This is a genomic window from Paraburkholderia aspalathi (genome assembly GCF_905220735.1).
Taxonomy (GTDB): Bacteria; Pseudomonadota; Gammaproteobacteria; order Burkholderiales; family Burkholderiaceae; genus Paraburkholderia; species Paraburkholderia aspalathi.
The window spans coordinates 316,044-327,358 of record NZ_CAJNBA010000002.1; the positions used below are offsets into that span (position 1 = coordinate 316,044).

General features: G+C 67.4%; 1 protein-coding gene. It reads right to left on the reverse strand.

Translation table 11 applies throughout. The annotated features are described in order from the left end of the window. Positions 1–7 precede the first annotated feature (7 nt). Positions 8–11,290, reverse strand: a complete 11,283-nt coding sequence (locus tag KHO30_RS12335; protein ID WP_211701170.1) for a non-ribosomal peptide synthetase — start codon at positions 11,288–11,290, stop codon at positions 8–10. Between the last annotated feature and the right edge of the window lie 25 nt (positions 11,291–11,315).

An 11,315-nucleotide genomic window follows, 5' to 3' on the forward strand; every position in this document is an offset into this window, starting at 1 on the left:
CAAGTTCTCAATCCAGTTCGGCCAGCAACTGTTTCATCGTGTCGCGTTGGGCGGCTTGCGCCACCCGGGTTTGCGCCTGCGCATCGGATGCCTCGCGCAGCGACTCTGCAAGCCGCGCGACGGTGGCTTGCGCGAGCACGGCGGCGAGCGGCACGGTTTGCTGCAAGGCGCGCGTGAGCCGCGCGGCGATCTGCACAGCGAGCAGGGAATGGCCGCCGAGGGCATAGAAGTTGTCGTGCACGAACACCGTCGGCACGCCGAGCACGTCCTGCCAGACCTCGGCGATCGTCTGCTCGACCGGATTGCGCGGCGCGACCGCGGGCGCGTCTGCCGGCGGCGCGGGCGGTGGCAACGCGCGGAGGTCGAGCTTGCCGTTGGGCAGCATCGGCAGGCGCTCGAGCATGACGAAGGCGCCAGGTATCCACGTTTCGGGCAAGCGCGCGCTTAGCGCCTGGATGAGCGACTCGGTCTCGACCATGCCGACCACATAGGCGATCAGGCGCTGATGCTCGCCTTCGCCGTGCAGCGCGACGAGTGCCTGCGTGACGCCCGCGCAACTGCGCAGCGCCGCTTCGATCTCACCCGGCTCGATACGCTGGCCGCGCAGCTTGATCTGCTGGTCGATCCGGCCGAGAAACTGCACCGTCCCGTCCGCGCCGAAGCGGCACAGGTCGCCGGTTCGGTACAGACGTGCGCCGGGCAAGCCGTCTGGATCGGGAACGAACTGCATGGCCGTCAGACCCGGCCGTCCCAGATAACCGCGCGCGAGACAGTCGCCGCTGATGCACAGTTCGCCGATGCCGCCGTGCGGAACCCGCACGCCGTCGTCATCGAGCAGCGCGACGCCGCGGCCAGGATAGGGACGCCCAATCGGCACGATCACGTGCGCTTCGTCGGCGGCGCCGGTGCGGTGATAGAGCGCCGCGACCGCGGTCTCCGTCGGACCATACAGGTTGTCGACGTGGATCGCCGCGAGCGGACCGGCGCGCCAGCGGGCGAGCGTATCGCCGGCCAGCGCTTCGCCGCCGACGGTGATCTGCCGCAAGGATTGCAACGCCGCCGCGGGCGGCGCGGCGCGCTGCCATTGCTGCCACAACGAGGTCGGAATGCGAGCGAACGTGACGCCGGCGTCGACGAGCGTCGCGTTCAGCGTATCGATGTCCCACGCATCGGGGCCGCGCATTTCGACGCGGCCGCCTTGCAGCAGCGCGGGCAGCAACTCGTGCAAGGCGACGTCGAAATTGATCGTCGACGATTGCAGCACGACGTCGCCGGCGCCGATCCCATAGACAGACTGGAAGTCCGCCAGATGCAGGCTCAACGCACGATGACTGAGCGCGACACCCTTGGGCTTGCCGGTCGAGCCGGAGGTGTAGATCACATAGGCGAGTTGTTCCGGCTCGATCGGTTGATGCCAGACTTCCGGCGCTGCGTCTTCTGCGCTCATGACGCCGTGGTTCGCTTCGGCCGCATCGGCGGTATCGATGCGGATCACCTCGCGTCCCGCGAACAGCGCGCCCAGTTGCGCGACGCACGCAGCATCGGCGACCACGTGGCGCACGTCGGCATCGTCGAGCATGCCGGCCAGACGCTCGCGCGGATAGGTCGGATCGAGCGGCACGTAGGCACCACCGGCCTTCCAGATGCCGAACAGCGCCACCGGCAGACCGACGCCGCGCGTCACGCATACGCCGACGCGCTGATCGCTGCGCAGGCCCGCGCGCTTGAGCCGCGCGCCGATGCGGTTGCTCCAGTCGTCGAGTTGGCGGTAGCTCAAGGTCGCGCCGCGGCAGGCGAGCGCGATGGCGTCCGGCTGGCGGGCGGCGCGCGCGCTGAAGCGCGGCATCACAGGTTCGAAGTCATAGCGGCGTTGCGGCTGCGAATCGAGCGTCTCGCCGGACAACGCGATGTCGCCGAGCCGCGCAATGCGACGCACGTGCGCCGGGTCGCGATCCACCACGGCGGCGGCCAGTTGCGTCAGGATCCGCTCGTAGTCCGCGGCGAGCCGCTCGATCGTCGTACGCTCGAAACGCTCGCCGTCCCACGCCCATTGCAGGTCGATCCGTTCGCGTGGCAGCACGGCGAGCGTCAGCGGGTAATGGGTGCGATCGGCGCTCTGCTGCGCGCGAACCGTCAGGCCGTCGCCGTCCGCGTCGAGCGCTCGATCGAGCGGATAGTTTTCGAACACGAACAGCGTGTCGAACAGGTTGTCGCCACTGCGGCCGGTCCATTGCTGGATGCGCGTGATCGGCGTGTGTTCGTGCTCGCGCAACGCGTGGTTCAGCGTGTGCAGCTCGCGCAGCCAGTCGGTGGTTGGCGCACTGGCGGGCGCGTCGACCCACAGCGGCACGCTGTTGATGAACAGGCCCATCATCCGTTCGACACCGGGCAAGTCCGCCGGGCGGCCGGACACGGTCACGCCGAAGGCGGCGCGATGACGGCCGCCGTAGCGTGCGAGCAGGATCGCCCACGCGCCTTGCATCAACGTGTTCAAGGTCACCTGGGCGCGCTGCGCGGCTTGCAGCAGGCGGGCGTGCAGACCGCCGGCGAGCCGCGTCGACCAGTCATGCGAGCCAGGTTCGCGTTGCTGCGGACGCCCGAGGCTAGGTGCAAGCAACGCCGCTTCGTCGGCGTGACTTGCGAGGGTGCGCCACCAGTCGGCATGATCGCGGGTGGCGGTGTCGTGTGCGAGCCAGCGGACGTAGTCGCGATAGGGTGCAATAGATGCCGTCGGCGCACTGGAAGCGCGGGTCGCGAGCTGCGCTGCGTGTGTGCCGCTGCGCGTGCGGGCCCGATACGCTTGCGACAGCGCATTGAGCAATTGCGCGCTGCTCCAGCCGTCGAGCAACGCATGGTGGCTGGTCCACACCAGATCGTGTGCACCGTCAGGCCGCGCGAACAGCGCGACACGCATCAGCGGCGCGCGGCCCGGATCGAAGTCGCTGCGCAGATCGGCGCCGAGCCATTGCGCGAGGCGGGCATCGTAATCGGTGGCGTGGGCACGCCAGTCATGCGTCGCGAATGGCACGACGGCATGTCGATGCACCACCTGAAGGGGGCCGCTTTCCTGGCCGAGTTCGAAATGCGTGCGCAGCACCGGATGCTGGTCGAGCATGTCCTGCCAGGCAGCGAGTAACGCGCGTGGGTCGAGCGCGCCGTCGAGCGTCAGGCGCAACTGGTTCAGGTACATGCCCGCGCCGGCCGTGAGCAGGCTATGAAACAGCAGACCTTGCTGCAGCGGTGTCGCCGGATAAATATCTTCGATGTCGCCGAGCGGCAGCCGCATGGCTTCCAGCGTGGGTTGGCCGATACGCGCGAGCGGGAAGTCGGCGGCGGTGGCACCCGGCGGCGCATCGACACAATGCGCGATCAGTTCGCGCAGCGCCTGCGCGGTTTGCGCGGCGAGTCGTTCGACCGCGTCCGCGTCCAGTACGTCGGGACTGAAGCGCCAGTGAAGATCGAGCACGCCGTCCACCACCAGCGCGGTGATGTCGAGCAGGTGGTCCATGGTGTCGGCGCCCGCAAGCGGCGCACCGGCGAAGTCGTGAGAAAAGTGCAGACGCGGGGCGCCATCCGGTGAATTCACCGTGTGACTGCCGGCGAGCGCCTGATCGAACTGGCCGAGATAGTTGAAGCGGACCTGGGCGCGAGGCCAGAGCGCGAGTGTTGCCTGACGCCCGGCGTCGGTTATTCCGTCGAGCGAGGCGCTTCTGCCGGCCTCGCGCAAATGACCGAAATTAAGCCCTTGTTCCGGCACGGCACGTAGCGCCTCTTTGACCGCGATCAGTGTCGCCGCCGGCGTCTGCGCGCGCGGCAAGGCGAACGGGTATTGAACCGTGAACCAGCCTACTGTTCGGTCGAGATCGACGGTATCGAGCGAGGTGCTGCGGCCGTGAGCTTCAAGATCGATCAACACCGGCGCGTCATGACTCGACGACGCGCCGAGCGTTTGCGCAAGCGCCGCAAGCAGCAGGTCGTCAGGACGGGTGCGATAGGCATGCGATGTGTGTTGCAACAGACTACGCGTGCTGGTTGCGTCGAGTTCGATGCTGACCGTGCGGCTCGCGGCGAGACTGCGATCGACCATGCCTCGCGCGGGCTCGCGGACGAGGTGGTCCGGCAACGCACGTTGCTCAGCCGTGAGCGTGTGCGCCCAATAGTCGAGTTCCGCGGCAGCCGGTGCGGCACTGTTCGCCTGGGCGTTGACCCAAGCGCTCCAGGGCGTTGTGAGGGTGGGCAAAGGTTGGTCGGCGTAGAGCGCGCGCAGGTCGTCGAGCAGAACGCGCCACGACACGCCGTCGACCGCGAGATGATGAATCGCGATCAGCAGGCGGCGGCGTGAGCCCGCTTCGAAATAGCCGGCGCGCAACAGCGGACCGTGCTCGATGTCGAGACTTTGCTGGATCGTCGCGCCTTGCTGCGCCAGCGCGTTGTCCCAGTCGGCGGAATCGAGTTCGACGTGGCGCAGCAGCGCAGCGTCCTCGCGAGCGACCACACGCTGCTGCCAGCGCGGGGCGTCACTGTTACCGTTGCCATTGCCGTCGCGCGTGAAGCGCAGTCGGAGCGCATCGTGACGCTGGACCAGCGCGGTCAGCGCGTCGCTGAGGCGGTCGGGATCGAGCGCCTCAGCGGTGTCGAGCAGCACGGACTGATTCCAGTGCGACTCGCCATCCGGACGTTTCGTGAAGAACGCTGCCTGGATCGGCGTCAACGGCAACGCATCGTGGTGCTCGGCGGCGCGGCTTGTCGCATCGGCGCAAGCAGTCATGAGCTGGGCCTGCTGCGCGATAGTCGGATGCTCGAAGATCTGTTTGGGCGTGAGATGCCAGCCGGCGTTGCGCACGCGCGAAATCAGTTGCAGGCTCAGGATCGAATCGCCGCCGGCTTCAAAGAAGTTGACGGTGACGCTGGCCACGGGATGGCCGAGCACGGTCTGCCAGATATCGAGGAGGGCGGCTTCACGGGGCGAGCGCGGCGTGATCACGGGCGTGTCGTCGTCCTGCCATTCGGGTTCAGGCAATGCGCGGCGGTCGAGCTTGCCGCTGGGCGTGAGCGGCAGCGCATCGAGCGTGACGATGGCCGAGGGCAGCATGTGCGCCGGCAGTGAACGGGCGAGCCGGGTTCCCAGCACACGGGTGTCCGCTTCGCCGGTGATGTAGCCGATCAGGCGCTGCTGCGCGCCTTCGCCCCTGATCGCCACGGCGGCGTTCTTCACGCCGTCGCAGGCACAGAGCGCGGCTTCGATCTCGCCGGGCTCGATCCGGTAGCCACGCAGCTTGACCTGCTGGTCGAGGCGGCCAAGCGGTTCGGGGCGGCCATCGTCGCGCAGCCGGCAGAGGTCGCCGGTGCGGTAGAGGCGGGTACCGGGCGCGCCGTCGGGATCGGGCACGAAGCGCTCGGCGGTGAGAGCGGGGCGGCGCAGATAGCCGCGCGCGAGATTGCGGCCGCCGATGCACAGCTCGCCGAGTCCGCCGTCGGGCACGGCGAGGCCGTGCGAGTCGATCACGCGCAGCACGGTGTCGGGCAAGGGATCGCCGTGAGTGATGGGCTGAGCGGTGAAGACCTGGGCGCCGGCGGAATAGATGGTGGTCTCGGTCGGGCCGTACAGATTCCACAAGGCCACGCCGCGGGCGATCAGCGCGGCGGCGAGATCGGGGTGCAGCGGTTCGCCGCCGCTCAGGCCGAGCAGCGGGCGGTGCGGCACGGACAGATCGGCGCGCCAGCCGGCTTCGAGCAGCATGCGCCAGCCGCTGGGGGTGGCCTGGAAGACGGTGGCGCGGCTCGCTTCGAGGCGAGCGGCGAGCGCGATGCCGTCCCGGGCGGTCTGCGAGGAGACGAGTTCGAGCGGCACGCCGCGCACGAGCGGCAGACAGAACTCGAGCAGGGAGATGTCGAACACGGGTGCCGATTCGCTGAGCCAGAGATCGTCATCGCGCAGGCCGGGGCGCAGATCGATACTGGCGAGGAGGCGGTCGAGCGCGCCGTGGGTGACGCCGACGCCTTTGGGCCTGCCGGTGGAGCCTGAGGTGTAGATGACGTAGGCGAGCTGGTCGGGGTGGAGGGCGGGTAGTGTGTGGGTGCGGTGACCGGAGTGGGAAACGCAAGCGTGCCGCACGGCGGCGAGCTCGACCACCTGACGCCCGGCAAACAGCGCGGGGCTGTGCTGATCGGTAACCGTAGCGGCATCGGCGAGCACATGCAGCACCTGCGCATCCTCGAGCATCGCGGCGATGCGCTCGGGCGGATAGGACGGATCGACGGGCAGATAGGCCGCGCCGGCCTGCCAGACGCCGAGCATGGCGGCGAGCAGCGCGGGGCCACGGGCGACGCAGACGGCGACGCAGGCGTCGCGCTGCACGCCGTCGCGCAGCAGCCGCTGGGCGATGGCCGAAGCCTGGTCAAGCAGTTCACGATACGTGAGGCTCTCCTGCTCACCGGCAAGGGCAACGGCATCAGGTCGCCGCGCACCGGTCTGTGCGATACGCTGGCTCACTGGCACAAACGTATAACGCGCAAGCGGCACCGCCTCGCGCTTCGGCGAACTCACTGTCAGCGAGCGCAATTCGACCTCAGGTCGAGCAATCACCTGATCGACCAGTTCGACGAAGTGATCCGCCATCTGCTCGATCGTCGACGCCGCGAAAATATCATCGGCGAAATCGAAGTGGAGGCGCGCGTAATCCGCTGCGCCGGTGACGTCGAGTTTCAGATCGAACTGCACCGCATCCGCTTGCGCATCGCGCGGCTCGATCCGCAAGCCGGGCAACGCTTGCGTTGGCGCTGCCGCCTGCTGATAGTTGAACATCACCTGAAACAGCGGCGTCGTGTTGCGTTCGCGGTTCGGTTGCAACGCTTCGACGAGCCGCGCGAACGGCAGGTCCGCGTGAGCGTGCGCGTCGAGCGAGCGCTGCCGGACGTGCGCGATCAGCGCGGCGAACGTGTCCGCGCGGCTGATGTCCGTCGTCATCACCAACGTGTTCACGAAGCAACCGATCATCCGTCCAGTCTCGACTTGCGTGCGGCCCGTAACAGGTACGCCGACGCGGATCTCGTTCTGTCCGCTATAGCGTTGCAGCAGGACGTCGAGTGCCGCGAGCATCACGATAAAGAGGCTAGCCTGGTGCGCTTCGGCGAGATGACGCAGCGCCTGTATCCGCGCGGTGTCGAGTGTGCGGACGGTGCGGCCGAGTCCACGCCGCCGCTGTGCCGCGCGCGGCTGTTTGAGCGGCAGTTCGAGGGCGGGATCGGTTTCGCCAAGCAAGTCGCGCCAATAGCCGAGTTGGCGCGCGAGCGCCGTGTCGTCGCCGTGCAGTCGCTGCCAGCGCGCGTAATCGCCGTATTGCACGCCCAGTTCGGGCAGCGCGGTGAAATCGGCGTGGTCCAGCGCTGCGCGATACAGCGCGATTAACTCGTCGATCAGCAGATCGACCGACTCGCCGTCAGCGATGATGTGATGCAGGGCGAGATGCAGCACATGGTGTTCGGCGTCGACGTGAATCAGCGTGACGCGCAACAGCGGATCGCCAGTCAGATCGAACGGTGCACGCGCGGCATCGCTCAAACATGACGCGACGCCGGACTCACGTGCGTCCGGCGCGTTCGTACGCAGATCGTGCGCTGTCCATGTGTAGCGCGGCGCGGCATGAACCTCCTGATAGCCGACACCATCCTCTTCGCCAAACGACGTGCGTAACGCCTCGTGCCGCAGCGACAGCGCGTCGAAGGCGCCGCGCAACGCGACGGCGTCGAGCGCCCCATGCAGATTCACCGCGCACGTGATGTTGTAGGCGGTGTCCTGCGGATCGAATTGCCAGAGGAACCAGAGCCGTTCCTGTGCATGCGACAGCGGCACGCAGGTTTGCGCAGCCGGACGCCGCACGAGCGCTTGCCGCTGCGGTTGGCCATCAGGATGCCCGCTGGCGAGCGCCGTTTCGAGTTGCGCGGCGAGCGCGCCGAGCCGCGGATGATCGAAGAAGATGCGCAAGGGCAGTTGCACGGCGAAGGCCTGTTCGATTCGCGCCGCAAGCTTGACTGCCAGCAACGAATGGCCACCGCGAGCAAAGAAATCATCATCGGCATCGACATGGGAGACACCGAGCACCTCGCGCCAAAGATCGGCGAGGCGCAGGCCGACCGGCGACAGCGGCGGTACTGGCGCATCGGTATTTGCACCGGCACTCACGTGTTCGGCGCCGAATGCCGCATCGTCCGGAGCGGGCAGCGCGTGGCGATCGAGTTTGCCGTTGATGGTGAGCGGCAGCGCGTCGAGCACGACATAGGCCGACGGCACCAGATGCGCCGGCAGATACGCTGCGGCATGCGCGCGCGCAGCCTGACGCAGCGTGACCGCGTTGCGGCGTGCGACCAGGTAGGCGATCAATTGCACGCCCCGTTGCGGATGCTCACGTGCGATCACTTCAGCCGAAGCGATATCCGGATGGCTCAGCAACGCCGCGCGCACTTCGCCGGGCTCGATACGAAAACCGCGCAGCTTCACCTGTGCATCGTTGCGGCCGAGATAGGCGAGCTCGCCATCCGGCAGCCGTCGCGCGACATCGCCGGAGCGATACAAACGCGCGCCGGGAAGACCGAACGGATCGGGAACGAAACGCTCGGCGGTCAGTGCTGGACGATTTGCATAGCCACGCGCGAGACCGGCGCCCCCGATATACAGTTCGCCCTTCGCGTTTGGCGGAACCGGATTCAGGTCGGCATCGAGCAGATGCAATTGCAGATCGTCGAGTGCGCTGCCGATAGGGCTCAAAAGCGCCTGTGTCGTGCCGTGAATATCGTTGTCGCGCAACACGCGATGGGTGACATGCACGGTCGTTTCGGTAATCCCGTACATGTTGACGAGCGCCGGCACATGCGCGCCGCGCGCGCGATGCCATGCGGCTAGCGCCGCGGGTTCGAGCCGTTCGCCGCCGAACACGATTACGCGCACGTTGGCGAAAGGTTCGGACGCCGCGAGATCGGCCTGCATTAATGCATCGAACGCGGACGGCGTCTGGTTCAACACCGTCACGCGCTGCTCACACAGCAGGCGCTGCAGCGCAGCCGGTTCGCGCGTTGTCCAGTACGGGACAACGACGAGCCGGCCGCCATGCGCCAGCGCGCCGAACAGCTCCCACACCGAGAAGTCGAAGGCGTGCGAATGGAATAGCGTCCAGACGTCGTCGGGACCGAAATCGAACAGCGCAGCCGTGCTGTCGAACAGGCGCGCCAGGTTCGCGTGCGTGACGCCGACGCCTTTCGGCCGCCCGGTCGATCCGGACGTGTAGATCACGTAGGCGAGTTGTTCGGGATGCGGCGTCGTTTGCTGCGGCAAAGCTTCCGCGTCAGCGGTTTCGATATCCTGCAACGCAGCTGCGTCGACGATCGCCACGCCGTGTTCCGTAGCCCACGCGCCGAGTGACGCGATACCTTCGGCATCAGCGACGATGCAGCGTATGTTCGCATCGAGCAGTGTGTCGTGCAGGCGCTCAGGCGGATAGCGCGGATCGAGCGGCACATAGGCTGCACCCGCTTTGAGAATGCCGAGCGCGCCTGCGACGAGCGCAAGCGAGCGGCCCGTGCAGAGGCCGATGCGGACATCGGGCGCCGGCGTCACGCCGGTTCGTTCGGCGAGGCATCGGCCGATCCGGTTCGACCAGCGATCGAGTTCGCGGTAAGTCAAGGCGCCGGTCTCGCCGGTCACAGCCTCTGCATTGGGCCGCGAGCACACGTGGTCGGCGATTCGCTGCAACACGCCGCGTGGGGCATGAGCTTGCTGCGTGACTTCAATGGCGGAGATAGGTAGCGACGCCTGCGCACTGTCGCTCAGGCGCAGGTCGGCGATGCAAAGATTCGCGTTGCGCGCCAGTTGCGAGAGCAGTTCGGCATAGTGATCGGCGAGGCGTTCGATCGTCGCGGCATCGAAGCGGTCGGACGCATAGACGATGTTCAGCCGCGCGCCGTGATCGTGTTCGACGACGTTGAACGACAGGTCGAATTGCGCGGCGCCGGTTTCGATTTCGCGCGTTGTGACGCTCAAACCCGGCAGCGACAACAACGCCGCGCGATCGCTGCGCTGCATGCTGAACATCGCATGAAAGAGCGGCGTGTCGTCGGTGCGCGAAGTCTGCAGCGACCGGACCAGACGCGCGAATGGCAGCGCGCGATGCGCCTGCGCGTCGAGCAACGTCTGGCGTGTCTGCGCGAGCAGCGTGCCGAAAGGCAGATTGCCCGCCACCTGCTGACGCACTACCAGCGTGTTGACGAAAAAGCCGATCAGGTTTTCGGTTTCGACACTGTCGCGTCCGCTCGACGGTACGCCGATGCGCAGATCGCTCTCGCTGCTGTACCGGTATAACAGCGTGCCGAAGGCGGCGAGCAGCGCCATGAAAAGTGTCGCGCCTTGCGCGGCGGCCTGGGTTTGCAGGCCCGCCAGCAGCGCCGCGTCGATCTCGCGCCGCACGCGGCCGCCCGCCGCGCTCGGCTGATGCGCGCGCGGACGGTCGACCGGTAACGGGGACGGTGGCGTGTGCGTGCCGAGTTGCGCGCGCCAGTAGTCGATGTGCGTTTGCAGCGCGGCGTCGTCGAGCCATTCGCGTTGCCATGCGGCGCAGTCGCGAAATTGCAGCGTGGGCGCGGTGGTGGGCGCTGGCGCTTCGCTCGATGCCTGCCTATAGGCTTGCGCCAATGCCCGGATCAGAACGCTCATCGAATGCCCGTCGGTGACGATGTGATGCAGGGTCAGCAGCAGGACGTAACGCGAGGCGCCGATACGGAACAGATCGGCGCGCATTGGTGGACCGGCTTCAAGGTCGAACGGCTCGACGGCTGCGCGGCGCAGCGCGGCATCGAGTGTTGCATCGAGCGCGGTGCCGTCGGCGCCGCGCAGATCGTGCAGGCGACAAGCGGGCCGCGGCGTGCCTTCCGCCGTCTGTCGCAACTCGCCATCCGCACGCTGAAAGAAGCGTGTGCACAGACTCTGATGCTGCTGCGCGACGCTGCCTAGCGCGTGATCGAGCGCTGCGGTGTCGAGTTCGCCGTCGAGCTCGATCGCGCCCGGCATGTGATAGGCCGGGTTGTCCGGTTGCAGTTTCCACAGGAACCACAGGTGCTCCTGTTCGAACGACAGCGGCGCGTCGCCGCCGTGCGCAGCACTTCGGGCGATGGGCACGATCGGCAGCGTCGCCGGATCGATGTGCTGTGCGGCCACACGTTGCCGGAAAGCGGCGCGACTCTCGGGCGGCAGTGCGGCGTAGCGGAGCGAGATGGCCTGCATTTGCGGAGTCGGTTGGGTCATAAAGTCAGAATCAGTGTCGGGTCGG